Raw genomic sequence first — 19,373 nt, 5'->3', positions numbered from 1 at the left:
TCCGTACTCTGCCGATCCGTACTCTGCCGATCCGTACTCTGCCGATCCGTACTCTGCCGATCCGTACTCTGCCGATCCGTACTCTGCCGATCACTGCCCGGCTGCATACCCGGTGGGCGCGTCCTGTACCGGACGGGGCCGGGAAGAGTTGGACCACCTCGGTAGTTGCACGTGCAAGCATCCACTGGAGTGGTCCGGATGCGCCGAAGGTAGGAGGTTTCCGTCATGACGAGCACCGCGTCGGTGGACATCCGCCGCTCCCACAGCCGGGCGGCGAGCCGGACGGGCTGGCTGGACTCGCACCACTCGTTCTCGTTCGGCCACCACTACGACCCGGACAACACCCACCACGGCGTCCTGCTGGTGAGCAATGACGACACGGTCCGCGCCGGGACGGGCTTCGAGACCCATCCGCACCGCGACATGGAGATCGTCACCTGGGTGCTGCGCGGCTCGCTGGTCCACCAGGACTCCATCGGCACCACCGGGGTCATCTACCCGGGGCTGGCCCAGCGGATGAGTGCCGGTCGCGGCATCCTGCACTCGGAGAAGAACGACTCCTGGCGGCTCGGCGGCGAGCCGCACGACGAGCCCGTGCACTTCGTCCAGATGTGGGTGGCACCGGACACGCGCGGCATCGACCCCGGCTACGAGCAGCTGGAGATCGGGGACGAACTGCTGCGCGGCGGGCTGGTGCCGGTCGCGTCCGGGATGGCGCGTCATGACGGGCAGAGCGCGATCCGTATCCGTAACCGGCACGCGGCCCTGCATGCCGCCAGGCTTCGGCCCGGCGGCGAGGTCACCCTGCCCGAGGCCCCCTGGCTGCATCTGTTCGTCGCCGCGGGCGAGGTGGAACTCGAGGGCGCGGGCACACTGGCCACGGGGGACGCCGTCCGGTTCACCGCGACCGGCGGCCATCGGGTGACCGCGGCGGCGTCCGGCCCGGCGGAGATATTGGTCTGGGAGATGCACACCGATCTCGCCGGCCTCGCCGCCGCCTGACCCATCCCACCGCGGACGGCACGTGCCCCCTGGGCGGGCGGCACGTGCTGCCCGCGGGCGGGGCTACCCGCTTCGCGGGCGGCGAGCGTCAGAACAAGGAGCCAAGATCATGAATGGGTCGAGAGAGAGCGTCGGCGGGCCCGTCGGCGGCACCGAAGTCGCGGCGGGCGGCAACGCGGTGATCACCGGTGGGCGGCAGGAGACGATGTGGAACGGTGCGGCAGGGCGCGGATGGGTCGCGGCGCAGGACCTGCTCGACCGGATGTACCAACCGTTCGCGGACCTGCTGACCAGCGGGATCGTCGACGGTGACCGGGTGCTCGACGTGGGCTGCGGCGGCGGTGCGACGGCGCTCGCCGCCGCCCGCCGGGCCGGCGGCACCGCCGGAGGTGACGCGGGGGAACCTCGCTCGGGAGGGCACTGTGTTGGTGTCGATGTCTCCGAACTGATGCTCACCGCGGCGCGTGCGCGTGCGCTGCGGGCGGGGGTGCCGGTCGAGTTCGTGCATGCCGACGCGGCGCGTCATCCCTTTCCGCCGAGTGGGTTCGACGCGGTCATCTCCCGGTTCGGGGTGATGTTCTTTGACGATCCGGTCGCCGCGTTCACGAATGTCCGCCGCGCCACCCGCGGCGGCGGGCAGTTCACCTTTGTTTCCTGGCGCAGCCCGGCCGAGAATCCTTTCTTCACGGCGGCCGAACGGGCGGCGGCACCGATTCTTCCGGGCCTCGCCCAACGCGATCCTGACGGACCCGGCCCGTTCTCGCTCGCCCGCCGAGAACACACCGAGCGACTTCTGCGCGGCGGCGGCTGGACGAACATCGACATCGTCCCGGTGGACGAGCCGTGCGTCCTGTCCGAACTGGAGCTGGAACAGTACTTCACCCTGGTCGGCCCGGTAAGCCGGCTTCTACCGGACCTGGACGAGGCCACCCGCGCCACAGTCGTCGACATCGTCCGCGCCGCCTTCGAACCCTTCCGTGAGGCCGACCACTTCCGCTACACCGCGGCCTGCTGGGCGGTGCGCGCCACAGCATCCCACTGAACGCGGCCCCCTCGGCCCGTGGGCGCCGGCATAACCCGGCCGGCGACATGGTTGACCTGTCGGCCGCGCCGGCACCGCAGGACGTGGATGGCCTGCCAGCCGGCCCGGCCACCAGATGTAGATCCTCACGACGCCCACTCGCACCCATCGGAGACCCGTGACTTCCACCACCGAGATCCCCACCAGCGAAGATCCGTCGACAGCCAGCCTGGCCGTCGAGAAGCTGGCTGCCGATCACCTCGTGCTGGACCCCGCCGCTGTGGCGCTGCTGTTCACGCAGGCGCGCACCGCCAACACCTTCAGCGACGAGCCTGTCTCCCGCGACCAGCTCCGCGCCATCACCGAGCTGGCCAAGTGGCCACCGACGTCGGCCAACATCAACCCGCTGCGCATCACCTTCGTGACCACCGCCGAAGGCAAGGAGCGCCTGCTACCGCTGATCTCCGAAGGCAACCGGGCCAAGACCGAGTCGGCCCCCGTCGTCGCGATCCTGGCGGTCGACGTCGACTTCCACGACCGGCTGCCGCAGCTGTTCCCGGCCCGCCCCGAGATGCGCGACGTGTTCACGGGTGACCCGGAGCGCCGCGCGGAGGTGGCCCGCTTCAACGGCGCCCTGCAGACCGCCTACTTCATCCTCGCCGTGCGCGCCGCCGGCCTGGCCGCCGGGCCGATGGCCGGTTTCGACGCCGCCGGCGTCGACGCCGAGTTCTTCCCCGACCGCTCGTACAGGTCGATCCTCGTCGTCAACATCGGCAAGCCGGGCGCCAACCCCTGGTTCCCCCGCCTCCCTCGACTCGACCACGACGACTACGTCGACTACCTCTGAGTCGACCTGACGGGACCTGACCGAACCTGATCCCGCGGACGGGCCAGGTCCACGCACCACACCACATCCGCGTGTCCGCCGGACCACCGCGTCGCCAGGCCACCGCGTCGCCAGGCCGCCGCGTCGCCAGGCCGCCGCGTCGCCGGACCGCCGGGTCGCGGCGCCGCCGGGTCACCGCGCCTTCGATCGGCTGGGTCCCGGTGCTGCCCCGCTTTCACCACGCCGGGCGGCACCGGGGCCCAGCCGCGGGGACTCACCCCGTTTTCCATAGCCGCGACCATCCGCAGACGTTCGGCGCCGGTCTCTGCGCACCTTTCTCTTGGATGGCTGAGCGCCGACACCTCTCCCCGCCGCCATCCCGATTCATGGTCGGATGCCGAGGGCTGTTCGACACCATGCCGAGGGATGTTCGGTGCAGGGAGGCCGAGATCCTTGAACAACCCTCGGCATGCCATGAACATGACCGTGATCTGGCAGCGATAGAGGGCGTCGTGGCCCCGGCATCGCGCCATTACGCTGCACAAATCTCCTATTTGTGCATATATCGGACGATCCGGAGAACGCGATCGACGATCATACGGCCCCATGATCCGACGTCCAGCAGGGCGGCGAAGCGCCGATCACCAAGCGGGGGTGTGGGCGGCGACCACAGCGGTCCGACGGCAGATTTCCGGCGGCGACACCCATCCGGTCGGGCCGCGGCCTCGAACTCCCACCGTGTGCACCACCGAGCTCCGCACCAGGCGAGCGCGGGTCACACGGTACGGACAGGGAGGGGTGCGGTGACCGACGCCGTTGATGACCAGCAGCTACATGAGCTGGTCGAACAGTCACAGGACCTGCACAGCGATGCGATGCGCGGCCACCGGGCCGCTGTCGGTGACTACCTCGAGGCCACGGCCTCCCCCGGACAGCAGGCTGGCGGCGCCACCGAACGGCCCACCGACGCACCGCCGGCAGCGCACGCTGCGGAAGCCCAGGCCCAGGCCCAGACCCAGACCAAAGCCGAGACCCAGGCCGAGGCCGAGACCCAGGCTGGCGAAGGCGGCTGGTGGCGGGGACGCGGGACGACGAGGCGGCGCAGGTCCCCGCGTGCGGCCATGGTGGGGATCGCCGGAACCGGGTTGGTCGCGGCCGGCGCGGGACGGGCCTCGGCCGCCACGTCCGACATCGCGATTCTGCAGACGGCGGCGTCGATCGAGAATCTCGCGGTCAGTACCTACACGACGGCGCTGACACTGCCGTTCATCGGCGGGACCATGGCGAACGGTGTGGTGAAGGCCTTCGCGATGAAGACGATGGCCCAGCATGCCGAACACGCCCAGGCTTTCAACGCCGCCGTGGTGAAGCTTGGTGGCAGGGAGCAGAACGGTCCCGACCCGAAATACGCGGCGGTCGTCAAGGCCGCGGTGCCGACCATCAAGGGCCCGGGGGATGTCGTCGCGCTCGCCATCACCCTCGAGGACGTCGCCGCGCAGACCTACACCCGCAACGTCAGCCAGGTGGGCACGTCCATGTTGCGGATGCTGCTCGGCAGTGTGGCCGCCGTCGAGGCGCAGCACCGGGCGGTGCTGCTCGCCGTCCAGGCGCTGTTGCCGGTCAGCAATGGTGCTCTGATCACCTTGCCGCCGAATCTGGCCACGTTGCCCAAGGCCGCGGGCAGCGTCGCCTTCCCGAACGCCTTCTACCCCACCACCATGGCTTCGCCGGCCACCGAAGGAGCCCTCCGATGAGCAGCAGGCGACTGGACGTGGGCGACGCCGAACTGCGGGCGATGACCGCCGATCTCGATCAGGCTCACCGGGACACCTTTCCCGCCGCGGCCGCGCAGCTCACCGACCTGGGTCGGGATCTGGGCCGGGGCCTGGGCGCGCGGGCGGCGAACCGGCGGGGAGTTCTGCTCGGTGGGCTCACCGCGGTCGGTGCCGGTGTCCTCGCCGCCTGCGGAAGTTCCTCGTCCGGTGGCGGCTCGAACACCGGTGGGATGGGTTCGTCCGCGGCCGCGACCACCGGTGGCCGGTACACCGGTGATCTGAAGGTCGTGGCGCTCGCCGCCGCGTTGGAGAACCTCGCGGTCGCCGCCTATTCGACGGTGCTGACGAAGGCCGGCGCCGGCACCTACGGCACCGTGCCGCCGGCGATCGGCGAGTTCGTCACCGTTGTCCGGTCGCAGCACACCGACCATGGGAGGGCCTGGAACGGTGTGCTGGCCTCGGCGAAACTCCCGGAGATCACCGGCGCACCCCTGACGATCGCCGCCGGCGAGGTCGCGAAACTGAACCAGGCCAAAACGCTGCCCGAGGTCGCCAGAATCGCCCTCGATCTGGAGACCGGCGCGGCCCAGACGTATCTTTCCGCGCTGGCCAACGTCACGAACACCACCGGTATCTCCACCGCGGCGACGATCGCCCCCGTCGAGGCGATGCACGCGGCGGTTCTCCGTTACATTCTCGGTGACTATCCCGTCCCCGACTCGTTCCTGGACACGACCGCCGCGATCGCGCCGACCGCGCTCACCGCCGCATAGCCGAACACCACCACTGCGCCACGATCCCGCCCACCGCACCGAAGCCGACGAACGCGACGCCGAGCGCGGGAATGTTGTCGCGGACATGGCTCAGGTCATCGTCACAGGGCTCGAGGAGCACCATCGTTGGGCTGGACCGCTGGCGCGGGCTCACAGATCGGCGCAGGCCACCCGCTTGTCCAACGCGTCGACGGGGTGGATGACCACCGACTGGGCGGCGTCGCCCACCGGACGGGCATTGGTGACCGTTCCCTGGACGGCGCCGGCCGCGTCGGCGGGCAGGGCCAGATGCACCTCGTTGGGCGGTGCGGCCGGACCGTTCGGGTCGAACTTGAAGTGTCCACCGCCGTTGTCCACCGCGCAGGGCTTGGCGTGCAGGTGCGCGACGTACTTCCCACCCGCTACCAGGCCGGTCGCGGTGACGGTCAGGGTGGTGCCGCTGGTGGCGTTCTGGGCGAGCCAGGCGGTTCCCCGAACGTCGTTGTGCCCCGGCGGCCTGGTGTTGAGCAGGATGAACGTCGACTCGCGAGCCCCGGGAACCTGGCTGGCCGGGGTCGCCGACGGATTCACCGTCATCGCGCCCATGTCGGCTTCGGCGGAGGTGGCCGCCGACGGGGATGACGGGGATGACGATGTCGCGTCGGGGGCCGGCGTCGAGACGTGTTCCGTCACCGAGGCGTGTGGGGCGGCGATGCTGGTTCCCCCTGTGGTGTCGCCCCCGCAACCGGCCGCCAGCGTGGCGACGGTCAGCAGGCCGGCGATCGCGCCGACTCCCAGACGTGCGTGTGCGAGCCCACGAACCATGACTGTCCTCTCCTGTCCATGACCGAGATCGTTCGTGCGCGGACCTTCACCGGGCACAAGCACCGACGGCGGTGCGCCCGGCCCGGGTGCTAACCGGCTTCGCCCAGACCGTCCGTGTGCTGATGGTGACGGCTCTGGGCGGCGGCGAAGGTCGTGGTGTCAAACCAGGTGGGAAAGGCGCGGACCAGCGCCGCCGGCCCGTGCAGCTCGGCCTCGCCGGCGTCGAGCACGGCGCGAAACGGCGTGCGTCCGACCAACCAGCGGTGCATCTGCCTGCCGCTGGCCGTGACCCGCAGGTGCACGTCCTGACGCGGTTCCTCCTTGCAGACGGTCATCGCGGGCCGTTCGACGTCGAGCCAGCCCTGGGCGGCACCGGGGCCGGTCAACGTCAGGTGCACGAGCGTTCGCCGAGAGGGTAGTCGCTCGGGCACCGCATGCTGGTGCAGCCGCCAGATCAGCGACAGTCCATCGCAATCACCGTCATCCGGGTCATCGAAGACCCATTCGGCGGCCCACTGCCCCAACGACCAGACGATCGGCGTGATCGCCTGACCGGCCTCGGTGAGCACATAACGACCTGGCCGGCCCCGTTCGGCGACCTCCCGGCGGACCAGCCCGTGCCGTTCGAGCGCGCGTAGCCGTCCGGTCAGCAGGGTCCGGCTCATCCGCGGCAGGCCCCGGTGGATGTCGTTGAACCCCTCGGCGCCGGCCATGAGCTCGCGGATCACCAGCGGTGTCCACCGGTCGCCGAGGATCTCGACGCCGAGCGCGATGGGGCAGTAGTCGGAATGGATCGGCACCCCACCACTGCATCACGCCCAGCGCGCTGGTGGCATCGCCCGGCAGCGGTCAGCACTGACGTCCGGCCGACACCCCAGGTCCAGAAATGCGACTGGTCGACCCCACCGCCCCCGGCGCAACCTCGGGACAGACACCGCGCCGCGTTCGTCACGGCGCCCCAGCCGGCCTCGCCCACCCGGCCTGAGCTGGCCCGATACCGGAGGAACCACCATGACCACCAGCCCCACCACGATCACTACCAGCCCCACGACGACCGCCCCCGGCCCGGACCTCGCCGCGGTGAAGGCGAAGCAGCAGAAGATCTGGTCCAGCGGCGACTACACCGTCATCGCCGGCCGGATCGTGCTACAGAGCGAGCTGCTCGCCGAGGCCGCCGACCTGCGCCCCGGCTGGGACGTGCTCGACGTCGCCTGCGGCTGCGGCAACGCGACGCTCGCCGCCGCCCGCTCGGGCACCCGCGTCGTCGGCGTCGACTACGTCCCCGAACTGCTGACCAGGGGACGTGCCCGGGCCGCCGCCGAAGGACTCGACGTCGACTTCCGGCTCGGTGACGCCGAGGCGCTGCCCTTCCCGGACGCCTCGTTCGACGCGGTGCTGTCCGTCTTCGGCTCGATGTTCGCCCCGGACCACCAGCGCACCGCCGCCGAGATGATCCGCGTCGCCCGGCCCGGGGGCCTGCTCGGGCTGGTCACCTGGACCCCGGACGGTTTCATCGGCGAGATGTTCCGGACGATCAGCCGCCACGTGCCCCCGCCGGCGGGGGTCGCCTCCCCGCTGCTGTGGGGCACCCGGGAGCACCTGGCCGCCCTGTTCGGCGCCGACGCGGCCGAGATCCGGACGCTCGAGCGCACCTGCGTGTTCCGCTACGCCTCCCCCGAGGAGTTCACCGACACCTTCCGCCGCTGGTACGGCCCGACCCACAAGGCGTTCGAGGCCCTCGACGACACCGGCCGCGCGGCCCTGGCCGCCGACCTCACCGCCCTCGCCCGCCGCTGGAACCGCAACCTCGACGGCCAGCCCGTCGCCCTCCCCTCCACCTACCTCGAAACCCTCATCACCCTGCGCACCCCTACCGCCGTCTCCTGACCACCGTCTGCTGACCACCCGTCTGCTGACCACCGGGGTTTGACCCTGACGTGCGGGTCAGGGGCTACGGTCGCGCGCATGTCCGGTTCCCGTGAGGTTCGTCTTGTCAGCACACCGGTCGGTCTGCCCCGACCGGAGGACTTCGCCGTCGCCGAAGTGCCGGTGCCCACGCCAGGTGACGGCGAGGTGCTGGTGCGTAACCGCTACTTCCATGTGTTCGCAGCGCTGCGCACGGTACTGGGCGGCGGGGTCGAGGACGCGCCGTTCCCGCCCATCCATCCGGGTGACACGTTGTTCGGCGCGGCCGTCGGCGAGGTCGTCGCCGCACCGGCCGACGCCAGTCTGCGGCCGGGTGCGCTGGTCTTTCACTGGCAGGGCTGGCGGGAGTACGCGGCCGTGCCGGTCGCGCAGGTCCAGCCGCTGGGTGACGTACTGGCCGATCCGGCGGCCCACCTCTCCTCGGCGCGGGTCGCCTACGCGGCACTGCGGCAGAGCGGGCTGGCGGCGGGCGAGACGGTCTTCGTGTCCGGAGCGGCCGGTGCGGTCGGTTCTCTGGCGGGGCAGATCGCCCGGCTGCTCGGCGCCGGGCGGGTCATCGGCAGCACCGGCTCTGCGGCCAAGGCGCGGCGGCTGGTCGACGAGCTCGGCTACGACGACGTCGTCCTGCGTGGCGGTGCGCCGTTCGTGGACGGGCTCGCGAAGGCCGCCCCGGACGGCATCGACGTCGTGATCGACAACGTCGGCGGTGAACAGCTCCAGGCGGCGGTGGCCGCCGCCCGACCAGGCGCCCGGATCGTTCTGGTGGGGGCGCTGGCCGGGCAGCTCGCCCCGGATTCCACGGGGACCGTCGCCTCCGTCGCGCTGGACACCTTCGCGCTGATCCTCAAGCACATCACGCTGCGCGGGCTCGACAACACGGTGGCCACCGACTGGAGCGAGCGGTTCGGCGACTGGCTTGGCCGCGGCGAGATCACCTTTCCCTCGGTGCGTGTCTCCGGTATCGAACACGCCGCACGTGCGTTGTCAGAGACCATCGCGGGACAGCACTTCGGCACGGTCATCGTCGAGGTGTAGGGCACCCTGGAGGACGCGGATGAAGATCGGGGAGGCCGCGGCGGCGGCCGCCACCACCCAGCGCGCGCTACGGTTCTACGAGCAGCGCGGGCTGCTGCCACCACCGCGGCGCACCGCCTCGGGGCAGCGTGTGTACGACCAGGCCGATGTCAACCGGCTTCGGATCATCCGTGAGCTGCTGGCGCTCGGGCTCACCGTCGAGGACGTGCGGGCCTGCACCGACCGGCTGCACCTGCTCGAGGGTGACACCCTGCCGCGCTACGGCGATCCCCGCGGGGTGTGCAGCGCGACGAGCGGCGTCGTCGAACGTCGCATCGCCGCGCTGGACGCAGAGATCACCCGTCTCACGACGTTACGTGACAGACTGGCGGCCCGCACATCGGCCGCCCATCCCGAGGACCGCACGCCCACGGACGACGAGCCCGCGGACGAGCCCACGGACGAACTCGCGGACGGCGAGCTCACGACCGACGGCGGGGTCCTGACGGTCATGCGGTCCTGACGGCGACGAGGGGGAGACGGTGGCAGACGGTGATTCCAGCGCCACCCGGCGCACCCTGGTCCGCGGTGCGCTGCTCGCGGCGGCCACCGCGTCCATCGGCGCCAGCCTCACCCGCCGATCAGCCGCCGCGCCACCCGCCGACACCGATGGCACCCGCACCGGCACCGGCACCGGCACCGGCACGTCCACCGTGGCAGCAGGCGGCGCGGCGACGGCCGGGGTCGTGGCCGTGGCGACTCCGGAGCGGCTCAGGGCGGATGTGCGGCGGATGGTCGACTGTGGGCCACGGCTGCCGGGCTGGCCGGGCCACGACGAGTGGTGCACCTGGCTGACCGACGAACTGGCCGCCGCAGGGCTGCGGATCGAGCCCTGCGAGGAGTACACCTACGACAGCTACCAGCCGGCCGACTTCGCCCTGGAGATCCTCGACGGCCCGGGCGCCGGCCCGGTGGAGGTGGCGACCTCGTACGTGCGCTCGGCGGGTACCTCCGCCCAGGGCGTCACCGGCCCGCTGGTGCTGGCCAAGGGCTTCCCGATGCCAGGCCCGCTCGAGGCGCTCCTCGACCCGGGTGCGGTGACCGCCGCCATCCGGGCCTGGGTGGCCGCCGTGCCGGCGGGATCGCTGCACGGCGCCGTCCTGCTGGTCGACCTGCCCACCCCGGGCCGGCTGACCGCCAACGTGTTCACCGCGATCTCCGCCTACCTGCAGTGGGACGGGCACGACGAGGCCGACTGGGCGCGGATCGACTACACCCGTCTGTGGCTGGGGCTATGGCCCGACCTCAACGACTTCGCCGTGCTCGGGCTGGCCGGCGTCGTGTTCACCACGGCCGCGTCCCGCCCGGCGCTGCGCGGCAACTACTCGCCGCACACCACCCGGCCACAGCCGCTGCCCGCCCTCGTCGTCGACCGCGAGGTCGGCGCGCGGCTGCGGGAGCGGGCGGCGGCCCGGCCACGCACACGGCTGACCCTGATCTCCCCCGTCCGGCGCACCCGACTGCGCCAGATCACCGCGGTGCTGCCCGGTGAGAGCGACGAGTGCGTCATCGTCAACACCCACACCGACGGGCAGAACGCGTTCGAGGAGAACGGCGGGGTCGCGGCGGTCGCCCTGGCCCGGCACTTCGCCGCGCTGCCGCCCGGGCAGCGGTTGCGCCGGACGCTGGTGTTCGCGCTGTACCCCGGGCACATGTCCGGACGGGTCGGCATCGAGAACTCCCGGGCCTGGATCCTGCGGCACCCGGATCTGGTCCGGCGCGCGGTGGGCGCGGTCAGCATCGAACATCTCGGCGCGACCGAATGGATCGACGATCCCGTACGCGGCTACCACGCCACCGGCGAGAACGAGCTCTACGCCATCTGGACCACCCAGGGCCCGACCCTCGACACCATCGCCAAGCCCGCGCTGGTCGCCTCCGGGCTGCAACGGCACGCACTGCTCAAACCGCCACTGCAGATCACCCCCGGCGCGCCGTTCCACAAGCTCGCCGGTGTTCCCCACGTCTCGGGCATCGCCGGGCCCAGCTATCTCGTCGTGGTCTCCCCGGACGGCGAACTCGAGAAGTTCGACGCCGACCTGGCCGCCGCGCAGGTCGGCTTCTACGCCGACGTCGTGGGCCGCTTCGACACCGCCGACCGCGCCGCCCTGCGCACCGGCGACCCGACCCTCGGCCAGGACACCCCCACCGCCGAGGAGAGGACCTACCGGGACGAGGCCACGACCGCCCGCTGCGCCCCGGCCACTGCCAGCGGTGCCCGGGGCGCCGCCGCGGACACGGACTCCGAGGGCCCACTCGGCCTGCCCGGCCCGTGGGGTTACGCGGCCGGCACGGTAGCCGGCGCCGCGGCACTGGCAGCCGGCGGATTCGCCGTCCTGCGGACCCGTCGACACCGCCGCACGACACCCCCGGACGATGCCTCCCCCTCCCCCATCAGCCCCGGCCCGGACGACCCGTCAGCGCCCGACTCCCCCTCGGGTTCCACCTCCGACTCCGCCTGACCGCCGGCAGACCGACCCCGCCCCAGGCGGCAGTCAGGGTGTTCGTGGGCGAAGCCCCGCCCGCGTCCGGTCATCCCCACACCGCCCGGGCCACCTCCATCCCGAGGACGGCGGCGCCGAGGGCGCCGAACATGCTGGCGGCGACGTTCGCGGCGGCGAGCAGGCCGCTGCCGTTCTCGGCCAGGCGCAGCGTCTCGTAGGAGAACGTCGAGTAGGTGCTCAACGCCCCGCACAGCCCGGTGCCGACCAGCAGCCCCACCCGGGACGACGCGGCCCCCGCCAGAACCGCACCGGTCACCAGCCCGAGAATCAGGCTGGCAGCGATGTTGACCGTGAACGTGCCCCAGGGGAACGCGCTGTCGTGGCGGGCCTGCACCGCCCGGTCGACGAGGTAGCGCGCCGGCGCTCCCACCATCGCCCCCAGAATCACCAGCAGCCAGTTCACCGCGACCGTCGCCCGACCAGCCGGCGGGTCGCGACCACCGACGCCCAGACCGCACCGAGCGCCAGCGCCATGGTCAGAGCCAGATACGCCAGGGCGAGACCGGTGTGCTCACCGTCGATCAGCCGTCGCGCGTCGACCGCGTAGGTGGAGAAGGTGGTGAATCCGCCCAGCACCCCCGTGCCCAGCAACGGCCGGGTCAGCGGGTGCACCGCCGGCACCTCGGTGATCACGACCATGAGCAGCCCGATCAGCGCGCAGCCCACCGTGTTCACCAGCAGGGTCGTCCACGGGAACACCCCGGCCGGATCCGGCCAGAGCAGCGACGCGCCGTAGCGGGCGCACGCCCCGACCGCCCCACCGACCGCGATCACCGCCAGCAGCAGCACAGGCCCACGGCCCAGCTCCCGACGCTGCGCCGGAACACGCAGATCCACATCCGGATCGGTGGGTCGCTCGGCCTTCGGCGGGAACGCGCCGTCCATATCTGTCTCCCTACCTGCGCGGTGCCCGAGCAACCGGACACGACCTGGCACAAGTAGGGACCGTTGGCGGCAGCGGATGCCGCGGTTCGGGTCCGGCGAGCCCCACCGCCGCACGGCGGCCAACAGCCACCGACATCCGCGACGATACCGCGCCACCCGAACGACTTCTACGCTGCGATGGTAGCCACCGCACTCTGGGTGGTCTTCTGTCGGCGCATCAGATCGCGTCACCATGGTGATGTTCGTCAGCGATACGACCGATGCGCAGGACGCCGGCCTGAGTGCCACGGCGGGCGCGGAACGAGACTGGCTCCGGACACCGGCGATGCCGACCTTCTCGGATCGAGGCCCAACCGATCTGAACACCGGCCAGCCGCTCCGCGATGGTCAGGCTGTCGCGGTAGGCACGTTCGGCCGCGCCAGGTTCCCGGTCGCCCGTGCCAGATCCCCCAACTTTTGTAGGAGGCGTTCAGGTCACGCTGCGCCTTGGCGTTGGTCGGGTCGGCGTCGGCCAGCCAGGCGAAGATGGTCAGGCTATCGAAAGTTACCGACCTCCGCGTGATCGGCGTCGATATCCAAGTTCAATCCGCTCGATCGCCTCGACCGCAGCCTGCCGCACGTCGTTGTCGTCGTCGGTGGTAGCTCGGTCGCGCAGAAGCGGAAGGGTGGCCTCGTCGTCAGCCCAACCCGCAGCAATCGCCTCGACCGCCGCTTCGCGGAGCGCCCAGTGTGGGTGAGTCGCGGCGTCATGCAGGTCAGCAGGTGGGTGGGGTAGCTGGGCCATGTAGATCCGGGCGGCGGCGCGGGCGGCGGTATACGGGTAGGAGCAGCCCGGCCGCTGACCGTTGGCGTGGTACCAGTTCTGGTACCGGTCACGGCCTGCCCAATGAGGGCCGATATGAGGCAACAGCCTAGCCAGCACCGCATTCACATCCGCGGACAGGGAGTCGTTGGGTGCGAACCGCGTTTCGCGTGCATCGGCCTCTCCCAGGAGGAGGATGAGGGCGTCGGTGATCGCTTCGGCGTGAGGGGTGAGGGCTGAGGCTTTGCGGATCTCGGCGGCGGCCTGCAGTCCAAGGATCAGGTGCCGGGGCGGGGTGGTGCGGACCCGCCATCGGGGATCAGCGGCGAGCAGTTGGCGGATGGCTCGGGTGGCGAGCCGGTCCGGGATCATCCCGGTGAGCAGGAGAAGAAGCTCGGCCCAGGCGTGGTCTGGCCAGTGGCGGTCATAGACGGCGAGTATCTGTTCCTGGCTGATGTCGAGGTTGATAAGGCGCTGGTTGAGGTCGTCGGCGGCGAGGTATTCCAGAAATGTCCGGTGCACGAACCCGTACACCTGGGATCCGAAGCGGGCGAGGATGAAGTTGCGGGTCCGGAACTGCTCCAGCATGGCCCGTGCGGCGGTAATCGCCTGGACGGCGGGCAGGCTGAACTCGTCGATCAGGTAGGTCTGGAACGCTGCGACCAGGTCGGGGCCGGGGATGTGATTGCCGGCCAGCCCAGCCGGGGCGTCCTGCATGCCGCGGGCGACCCGGTGCAGCAGCTCCAGCTTGTTCGTCACGTCGAGGAACGCGTTATCGGTGTCGACGTTGGCGTCGCGCAGATGCTTGTTGACGTCCCAGTGCTCGACCAGCACGGTGACCGCGTGCTCGTACACGCTGCGCCGGTCCCGCGGGAGCTCGCGGCGCCGGCCGATGATCACCAGGATGGTGAGCAGCATCGGGTTACCAGCCAGCTCCGCGACCGCCGTCGAGCCGTCGACCGCGGCGAGCAGCCGGGCGGTCAGCCGGCTGGCCTGCGCGGTATCGGTGGGGCAGGACCGGGCGTACCAGCCGGTGGTGAAGGAGCGGATCTGATCAGGGTCCAGGTCCTGGAGCATCCAGTGGCCGAACCCCGCGGTGTCGAGGGTCTGGCGCTGGTGGCTTCGGCCAGCAGCGGCAGCCATCCCGCCAGCCCTGCCGGCGGCTGTGGTACCCGCCGAGCAGGGCCCGGCGCACCGGCGCTCAGGGCGCCGTCCGCGGCGGGGCCCAACACGGCTTCGTCCGGTGCGCCGGCGGGGCAGGCGAGGGTGAGCATCAGGTAGCGGGCCAGCGTGGACTTGCCCGCACCCGGATCTCCCAGCACCACCAGCTTCCTGCAGGCAGGATCGGCGAGGACGTCCAGGACGGGACGGGCCGGCCGGTCGCGATAGGCGCGAAGCGCGGCCTGCAGCCTTTCCCGGTCGACCTCGTCCGGCAGGTCTGACTCGTCGTGACCGGCGTCGGCCAGCCGCCGCCACACCTCCCGCGGCACCTCCATCGGCGGCGGGTCGGCACGGACATGCTGGGGCGTGAAGACCTGCTCCACCAACATGATCGGATGCTCACCCTGATCGGTCAGCGGCGTAAGAATCTCCAGATCAACCCGCGGATACCGCTCCCGCACCCGCTGCAGATACCGCGTCCGCGCCGCCACCCACGCCGGATTCTCGCCCTCACCAGGCTCGGTTTCCTGCCGGTACACGTCGGCGAACCCAGCCAGGTCAAACCGGCCCCGCGAGACCCACTCCTGGTGCTCCCGCTGCGCCAGGCCGTTCAGGTGACCCCGCCGGTGATGTTCCTGGCACGCCTGGACCAGTGCCGCAACGGTCTTCCACTCAGCCAGATCCCGACCGGAAAAGAAGGCGTACACCGTGGAACGGCCCACCTGGTACTCGCCGACCATGCAATCCAGGAGCCGATCCGGCCGCGGGTCACCCACCGCGGCCACCAGCTCCCGCACGGCGGCCCGCGTCCGACCGATCGAATCTCGCCTCACCACAGCCACCCCCGTGACCCCTAGCACCTGACTGGGTTCAGCCTAATGATGATCGAAGAGGCATGTCCGGCATCCCGACCCATCCACCGGACCGCTCCGGACAACACCCACCCCAGTCTGGGCACATGAGCGCCAAGACCCCCACCGCCCTCCATCCACCCGCAGGCAACCCGAGCCAGAACCACCATCGGCGCGGGCCCCGTGCCCTGCGGCACCTCCTCTCCATCGTGGGCATCGCCGCCCTGCGCGGCGCCGGCACCACGGCCGGAGGCGCCGCAGCCACGGCTGCGGTCTGGTGGATCCACAACCGATAGTCCAACGACTCGGGGGATGTCCGATGTGCGCTCGGAACGGCATGCCAGACATCCCACCACCCGTGATCCCCTGGCTACCCGAACGCCATCCTGGGGCGGCCCAGCTCCCGCGCGGGAGTGGTCGCGGCCCTACCCACACTGATCTCCACACGTAGACATGTGCAACCAACGGGTGGCACCGATCGTGCCGGTGTAGGTTCAGAATTCTCGTCAGCCTCTTTTGGCAATCGGGCGAACAACAATTCCATACCCGCGTTGTACATGCACGGCCCGGCTCCTGCAACCGCACGACGCAGCGGCAGCCCTCAGGGTCCATCCTCCCGCCAAAATGCGGGAGATGAACAAAGGCATCCCATGCCATGGTGCGCCCATGTCATCGATCAAGCAGTTCCAGGTCACCTTTGACTGCGCTGAACCTGAGCGCGTGGCTCGCTTTTGGTGCGAGGTGTTGGGGTACGTTGTGTCGCCTCCCCCGAAAGGGTTCGCCACCTGGGACGACTTCAACGACTCCCGGTTTCCCGAGAATCAGGGTTCATGGTTTGCCTGCATTGATCCCTCAGGTTTGGGCCCGCGACTGTTCTTTCAGCGCGTTCCCGAGGGAAAGGTCGTCAAGAATCGGCTGCATCTTGACGTGAGGGTCGGCTCCGGGCTCGTGGGTGAAGAGCGCCTCGTCACGCTCGAAGCCGAATGCGCACGACTGGCCGCGCTCGGCGCGGTGCGCGTGCGACTGCTGTATGACGGCCACGATTCCTGCATCGTGATGCAGGACGTCGAGGGAAACGAATTTTGTCTTGACTGAGCATCCTCCGGGACCGGCGAGGTGGTGAGCCGTCTGCCTCTATGTAAGCACACCGGCTGGCGCTACCGCCTACCTCGACGCCGACCCGCATGACGTGACGAAGATCCTGAACGCGGCCGAGCTGCGCGGGACCCTCGACCTCACCCGGTCGATCGGCCTGTCCCTGTTCCCGATCCTCCACTTCTTCGAGACCGACGCGAGCCTCAGCATTCCTCGTCGGCGTCGCCCGAAAGCCCTGAGACTGCGGTGGACGCCGATATCAGCCGCGGAGCAGGGTGATGGTGCGCCCGGCCGGGCTGGTGGTGGTGTCGATGCAGGTGCGTTCGTGGATGGCCGGGGCGCTTGGACGGCGGTCGAAGACAACCAGCGTTCCGGTGTCGAGGCCGAGACGGTCCAGGTAGGCGTCAAGCTGGGTCAGGCCCTCCCGCAGTGGGTCGGCGTCACCCCCGCCCCGAACCTTGAGTTCGAGTGCTTCCCGCTGCCAGACCCGCCGCCCGTCCGAACCAGGATGGGGCCAGCGGATGAGCAGATCGATACGACCACGGCCCACGCCGTACTCACGTTCCACATAGCCACCGCCGTTGATGAGCCGCTGCAGGAACGCCATCATCACCAGCTGCGGCGCGGCCTCGTGATAGACCTGCCGGGCGGCGAGAACATCACCGTTCAGCCGCCAGAAGTCGGCGAACTCGGCCAGCAGCTTCGCCAGATCAAGCCGTCCATCCTCGCGTACGAACGACCGCGGCTCGGCGGTGACGTTCGCGGTGACGTCGGCGGCCAGCACCCGAGGGATGATCTCCCGGTAGATCGGATTGGCGATCCGCACCGGCGGGTCGGGGGTGATGAGCCCCAGATCGCGGGTGTAGCTCAGGTCATCGTCGTAGGGGTCGGACAGCAGCGTCGTTCCGGCCAGGACCGGCTCGATGACCCGTCGCACGCGTGGCTCGGTCAGCTTGTCCACCAGCGAGTCGAGATGCGTCGCGCGGGCGAGGATCAACCGCTCCTTCGCCAGCTCCACCTGGTCGCCCGTGATCGGTGTCGACACGGGAACGGCCATCTCGTCGACGATCTCAGCGGCAAGGGCGTTGACCAGCCACGGCTGGCCCGCGGTCAGCTCGAACACCCGCGCCACCGCGTCCGCCGTGATGACCTGACCGGTGTCGGCCGTGTGCTGGGCGTACAGATCCCGCACCTCGTCGGCGCTGAAGTTCCCCAGCCGCAACGACCTCACCTTGATGTTGAACGGGCTCGCCGTACCCAGCCGGGACGGGTCGCCCCCGGAGGCAGCCCGGTAGTCACGGACGTCACGCAGGCCGCACAACGCCACCGACATCGGGAAGTTGGCGGGCCGGCCACGGGAACCGTCCCGCAGCTGGCTGAGAACACTGATCAGGGTCTGTCCGTGCAGCGCGTCGATCTCGTCGAGGAACAGCACCAGTGGCCGCGGGCATGCCCGGGCCCATTCCGTCAGTGCCTGCGCGAACAGCGCACCGTCGGGAGCCGCCGGCCAGGGCGGCGGGAGCAGGTCCACCGGAAGGCCGTTCTGCGCCTCGGCTCGTACCCGGGCCAGTATCGCGCGGGTGGCGGCGCCGATGTCGTCGCCCCAGGCACGTCCGGCCTCACAGGAGAACAGCAGCGCCGCGTACTGGCCGGTCGCGGTCAGCTCGTCCGCGAGCGCCTGCAACGTGGTGGTCTTGCCCGTCTGCCGAGGCGCGTGGACGACGAAGTAGCCCTCCCGCGCCACCAGCCGCGGGATCTCCGGCAGACGCCGAGCCGCCGGGATCATGAAATGGTTACGTGGCACGCACGGACCAGCGGTGTTGAACCAGCGCGCCACCGGACCGCCCTTCCCACCTACCAGCCCCGACGATCACCACTCTACGGATCCGGCATTCGCCACCAGGTGATCGCCGTGTTGCCCGGCTGCCGGCTAGGGAAGGCTCCAGTCGACGGGCTGGGCGCCCTGGCGCAGCAGCAGGTCGTTGGCCCGGCTGAACGGACGGGACCCGAAGAAACCGCGATCGGCCGACCGGGGGGACGGATGGGTCGACTCGATCACCGCCGCGCCGTCCAGGAAGGGCCGAAGGCTGCGCGCGTCGGCGCCCCACAGGATCGCGACCAGCGGTTTGCCCCGCGCGGCCAGCGCCCGGATCGCCTGCTCGGTGACCGGCTCCCAGCCCTTGCCGCGGTGTGAGCCGGGCTGGCGCGGGGCCGTCGTCAGCGCCCTGTTCAGCAGGAGCACCCCCTGGCTCGTCCAGGGGGTCAGGTCGCCGTTGGACGGGCGGGGCGCGCCGACGTCCGTGCTCAGCTCCTGGAAGATGTTCTGCAGGCTGCCCGGTAGCCGGCGCACCTCGGGTGCCACCGCGAAGCTGTAGCCGATGGCCATACCGGGTGTGGGGTAGGGGTCCTGGCCGACGATCAGCACCCGCACGTCGTCGAAGGGCTGCTGGAAGGCGCGCAGCACGTGCGGGCCGGCGGGCAGGTAACTACGGCCGGCGGCGATCTCCGCCCGCAGGAAGTCGCCCATGGCCGTGATCTGGTCGGCGACCGGTTCGAGGGCCCGCGCCCAGCCCGCCTCGACGAGTTCCCGCAGTGGTTGCGCTGGCATGGCCGGTCAGCCTACTGCGCGCTCCCCGCAGCGCGGTGGCCGCGCCGCTGCGGGAGCACGGTGATGCCACCGACCCACACGACCGAGGGGCTTCGGGCGGGGGCACGGATCCGCAGGCGTTTTCCCGACGTCGCCGTTCTGGTCCGTCGATCTCGGGGACCGAGTGTGTCCGGGGTGTCCGTATTCCGTCATTCCAGTTCACCGACCGCCCCGACTGTGCCTACTCTGCTGGCGACGGGAATGGACGGAAAAGGAGATCTTCATGC

Annotated in this window: 20 protein-coding genes and 1 pseudogene; 11 read left to right on the top strand and 10 right to left on the bottom strand. The window is 70.6% G+C overall.

Features of this window, described 5'->3' with window-relative positions:
- Nucleotides 1–225: 225 nt before the first annotated feature.
- The 3 genes from MXD61_RS19400 (at nt 226) to MXD61_RS19390 (ending at nt 2,870) form a co-directional block, all read left to right on the top strand.
- The gene (locus MXD61_RS19400; protein WP_248814897.1) at nt 226–1,002 is read left to right on the top strand and encodes a pirin-like bicupin family protein; all 777 of its coding nucleotides are present in this window, start codon (nt 226–228) and stop codon (nt 1,000–1,002) included.
- Between the two features lie 205 nt (nt 1,003–1,207).
- Nucleotides 1,208–2,044, top strand: coding sequence for a class I SAM-dependent methyltransferase (locus tag MXD61_RS19395; RefSeq protein ID WP_374629204.1), 837 nt, complete (start codon nt 1,208–1,210; stop codon nt 2,042–2,044).
- A 208-nt stretch (nt 2,045–2,252) separates the two neighbouring features.
- On the top strand, nt 2,253–2,870 hold the full coding sequence (locus tag MXD61_RS19390; RefSeq protein WP_251080245.1) for a malonic semialdehyde reductase: 618 nt from the start codon (nt 2,253–2,255) through the stop codon (nt 2,868–2,870).
- 830 nt (nt 2,871–3,700) lie between these two features.
- Here MXD61_RS19390 and MXD61_RS28955 read toward each other — a convergent pair.
- The gene (locus tag MXD61_RS28955; protein ID WP_374629202.1) at nt 3,701–3,904 is read right to left on the bottom strand and encodes a hypothetical protein; all 204 of its coding nucleotides are present in this window, start codon (nt 3,902–3,904) and stop codon (nt 3,701–3,703) included.
- Nucleotides 3,905–3,970: 66 nt separating this feature from the next.
- Between MXD61_RS28955 and MXD61_RS19385 the strand changes: the two genes are divergently transcribed.
- Nucleotides 3,971–4,603 carry a ferritin-like domain-containing protein gene (locus MXD61_RS19385; RefSeq protein ID WP_374629201.1) on the top strand — a complete coding sequence of 211 codons (633 nt, stop codon included), beginning with the start codon at nt 3,971–3,973 and terminating at the stop codon, nt 4,601–4,603.
- Nucleotides 4,600–5,397, top strand: coding sequence for a ferritin-like domain-containing protein (locus MXD61_RS19380; RefSeq protein ID WP_248814893.1), 798 nt, complete (start codon nt 4,600–4,602; stop codon nt 5,395–5,397). Before MXD61_RS19385 ends, MXD61_RS19380 begins: the two co-directional genes overlap by 4 nt.
- Here the strand turns inward: MXD61_RS19380 and MXD61_RS19375 are convergent.
- The 3 genes from MXD61_RS19375 to MXD61_RS19365 all read right to left on the bottom strand — a co-directional run bounded on the left by MXD61_RS19375 (nt 5,384) and on the right by MXD61_RS19365 (nt 7,001).
- A complete protein-coding gene (locus MXD61_RS19375) occupies nt 5,384–5,521 on the bottom strand; it encodes a hypothetical protein (RefSeq protein ID WP_248814892.1) in 138 nt (45 codons plus the stop codon). The two genes, MXD61_RS19380 and MXD61_RS19375, sit on opposite strands and share 14 nt — an antisense overlap.
- A gap of 26 nt (nt 5,522–5,547) precedes the next feature.
- Nucleotides 5,548–6,201, bottom strand: coding sequence for a superoxide dismutase family protein (locus tag MXD61_RS19370; RefSeq protein ID WP_248814891.1), 654 nt, complete (start codon nt 6,199–6,201; stop codon nt 5,548–5,550).
- Between the two features lie 89 nt (nt 6,202–6,290).
- Nucleotides 6,291–7,001 (bottom strand): helix-turn-helix domain-containing protein, encoded by a 711-nt coding sequence (locus MXD61_RS19365; protein WP_248814890.1) that lies wholly within the window; start codon nt 6,999–7,001, stop codon nt 6,291–6,293.
- Nucleotides 7,002–7,212: 211 nt separating this feature from the next.
- Here MXD61_RS19365 and MXD61_RS19360 point away from each other — a divergent pair, with 211 nt between their 5' ends.
- From MXD61_RS19360 to MXD61_RS19345, 4 genes are all read left to right on the top strand, one after another.
- Nucleotides 7,213–8,088, top strand: a complete 876-nt coding sequence (locus MXD61_RS19360; protein WP_248814889.1) for a class I SAM-dependent methyltransferase — start codon at nt 7,213–7,215, stop codon at nt 8,086–8,088.
- A 78-nt stretch (nt 8,089–8,166) separates the two neighbouring features.
- Complete coding sequence (locus MXD61_RS19355; protein WP_248814888.1) at nt 8,167–9,162, top strand: NADP-dependent oxidoreductase; 996 nt, start codon at nt 8,167–8,169, stop codon at nt 9,160–9,162.
- 19 nt (nt 9,163–9,181) lie between these two features.
- Entirely contained in the window at nt 9,182–9,664 is a 483-nt protein-coding gene (locus MXD61_RS19350) for a MerR family transcriptional regulator (protein ID WP_248814887.1), read from the top strand.
- A gap of 19 nt (nt 9,665–9,683) precedes the next feature.
- Entirely contained in the window at nt 9,684–11,663 is a 1,980-nt protein-coding gene (locus tag MXD61_RS19345) for a hypothetical protein (RefSeq protein WP_248814886.1), read from the top strand.
- Between the two features lie 70 nt (nt 11,664–11,733).
- Here MXD61_RS19345 and crcB read toward each other — a convergent pair whose 3' ends face one another.
- From crcB to MXD61_RS19325, 4 genes are all read right to left on the bottom strand, one after another.
- On the bottom strand, nt 11,734–12,108 hold the full coding sequence (crcB, locus tag MXD61_RS19340; protein WP_248814885.1) for a fluoride efflux transporter CrcB: 375 nt from the start codon (nt 12,106–12,108) through the stop codon (nt 11,734–11,736).
- Complete coding sequence (locus MXD61_RS19335; protein ID WP_248814884.1) at nt 12,105–12,590, bottom strand: CrcB family protein; 486 nt, start codon at nt 12,588–12,590, stop codon at nt 12,105–12,107. The genes crcB and MXD61_RS19335 overlap by 4 nt, the downstream gene beginning before the upstream one ends.
- Before the next feature lie 544 nt (nt 12,591–13,134).
- A complete protein-coding gene (locus MXD61_RS19330; RefSeq protein ID WP_248814883.1) occupies nt 13,135–14,310 on the bottom strand; it encodes an NACHT domain-containing NTPase in 1,176 nt (391 codons plus the stop codon).
- A gap of 62 nt (nt 14,311–14,372) precedes the next feature.
- Entirely contained in the window at nt 14,373–15,386 is a 1,014-nt protein-coding gene (locus MXD61_RS19325) for a hypothetical protein (RefSeq protein ID WP_248814882.1), read from the bottom strand.
- Between the two features lie 684 nt (nt 15,387–16,070).
- Between MXD61_RS19325 and MXD61_RS19320 the strand changes: the two genes are divergently transcribed.
- Both MXD61_RS19320 and MXD61_RS19315 read left to right on the top strand, forming a co-directional pair.
- Nucleotides 16,071–16,499: a VOC family protein gene (locus MXD61_RS19320; protein ID WP_248814881.1), complete on the top strand. Its 429-nt coding sequence runs from the start codon at nt 16,071–16,073 to the stop codon at nt 16,497–16,499.
- Nucleotides 16,500–16,548: 49 nt separating this feature from the next.
- Nucleotides 16,549–16,680, top strand: a pseudogene (locus MXD61_RS19315) (SAM-dependent methyltransferase); the annotation flags it as partial.
- Between the two features lie 78 nt (nt 16,681–16,758).
- On the opposite strand, the gene MXD61_RS19310 reads toward MXD61_RS19315, so the two are convergent.
- Nucleotides 16,759–18,336, bottom strand: a complete 1,578-nt coding sequence (locus tag MXD61_RS19310) for an ATP-binding protein (protein ID WP_248814880.1) — start codon at nt 18,334–18,336, stop codon at nt 16,759–16,761.
- A 93-nt stretch (nt 18,337–18,429) separates the two neighbouring features.
- Complete coding sequence (locus MXD61_RS19305) at nt 18,430–19,107, bottom strand: uracil-DNA glycosylase (RefSeq protein WP_248814879.1); 678 nt, start codon at nt 19,105–19,107, stop codon at nt 18,430–18,432.
- Between the last annotated feature and the right edge of the window lie 266 nt (nt 19,108–19,373).

The sequence above is a fragment of the Frankia sp. AgPm24 genome, from assembly GCF_023243055.1.
GTDB lineage: Bacteria > Actinomycetota > Actinomycetes > Frankiales > Frankiaceae > Frankia > Frankia umida.
Note: the sequence above shows the minus strand (reverse complement) of the source record. Positions and strands in the feature narration are given on the sequence as shown.

Coding starts and splice junctions, on each gene's coding strand:
- MXD61_RS19400 (WP_248814897.1), top strand. CDS start 226: ATGACGAGCACCGCGTCGGTGGACATCCGCCGCTCCCACAGCCGGGCG.
- MXD61_RS19395 (WP_374629204.1), top strand. CDS start 1,208: ATGTGGAACGGTGCGGCAGGGCGCGGATGGGTCGCGGCGCAGGACCTG.
- MXD61_RS19385 (WP_374629201.1), top strand. CDS start 3,971: ATGGTGGGGATCGCCGGAACCGGGTTGGTCGCGGCCGGCGCGGGACGG.
- MXD61_RS19380 (WP_248814893.1), top strand. CDS start 4,600: ATGAGCAGCAGGCGACTGGACGTGGGCGACGCCGAACTGCGGGCGATG.
- MXD61_RS19375 (WP_248814892.1), bottom strand. CDS start 5,521: ATGGTGCTCCTCGAGCCCTGTGACGATGACCTGAGCCATGTCCGCGAC.
- MXD61_RS19370 (WP_248814891.1), bottom strand. CDS start 6,201: ATGGTTCGTGGGCTCGCACACGCACGTCTGGGAGTCGGCGCGATCGCC.
- MXD61_RS19360 (WP_248814889.1), top strand. CDS start 7,213: ATGACCACCAGCCCCACCACGATCACTACCAGCCCCACGACGACCGCC.
- MXD61_RS19355 (WP_248814888.1), top strand. CDS start 8,167: ATGTCCGGTTCCCGTGAGGTTCGTCTTGTCAGCACACCGGTCGGTCTG.
- MXD61_RS19350 (WP_248814887.1), top strand. CDS start 9,182: ATGAAGATCGGGGAGGCCGCGGCGGCGGCCGCCACCACCCAGCGCGCG.
- MXD61_RS19335 (WP_248814884.1), bottom strand. CDS start 12,590: ATGGACGGCGCGTTCCCGCCGAAGGCCGAGCGACCCACCGATCCGGAT.
- MXD61_RS19330 (WP_248814883.1), bottom strand. CDS start 14,310: ATGCTGCTCACCATCCTGGTGATCATCGGCCGGCGCCGCGAGCTCCCG.
- MXD61_RS19320 (WP_248814881.1), top strand. CDS start 16,071: ATGTCATCGATCAAGCAGTTCCAGGTCACCTTTGACTGCGCTGAACCT.
- MXD61_RS19305 (WP_248814879.1), bottom strand. CDS start 19,107: ATGCCAGCGCAACCACTGCGGGAACTCGTCGAGGCGGGCTGGGCGCGG.